Origin of the sequence: Acetobacter malorum (genome assembly GCF_002153605.1) — a bacterium.
In the GTDB taxonomy this organism is placed as follows: domain Bacteria; phylum Pseudomonadota; class Alphaproteobacteria; order Acetobacterales; family Acetobacteraceae; genus Acetobacter; species Acetobacter malorum_A.
On record NZ_JOPG01000107.1, the window covers coordinates 1 to 386 of the forward strand.

A 386-nucleotide genomic window follows, 5' to 3' on the forward strand; every position below is an offset into this window, starting at 1 on the left:
TACTGGGCGTCCTGGGTGTTATGATCGATGAAGATATCGGGCAGGGTCATGGGGCGGAAGCGGACATGGTCCAGCAGACCCGTATTGGCCAGATGCTGGCCGACCTGCGCGCCAAATCCGCCAACGGAGCCTTCTTCCAGCGTGATCAGCACCGCATGGTTGCGGGCCAGATTTTCCACCAGAGCGGTATCAATCGGCTTGGCAAAGCGCGCATCGGCCACGGTCGGGGGCAGGCCCTGCGCCGTGAGCAGATCTGCGGCTTTCAGGGCTTCCTTCAGCCGTGGGCCGAGCGAGAGGATGGCAATACCCCCTTTCTCTCCCCCGGCCTGACGGCCCATCTCCCGGATAATCCGGCCCTTGCCGATTTCCAGAACCTGACCTTCTGC

General features: G+C 62.7%; 1 protein-coding gene. It reads right to left on the bottom strand.

Features of this window, described 5'->3' with window-relative positions; translation table 11 throughout:
• Window positions 1-386 (bottom strand): transketolase C-terminal domain-containing protein (locus HK23_RS14140; protein WP_306300700.1); only part of this gene is annotated, 386 nt, incomplete at both ends.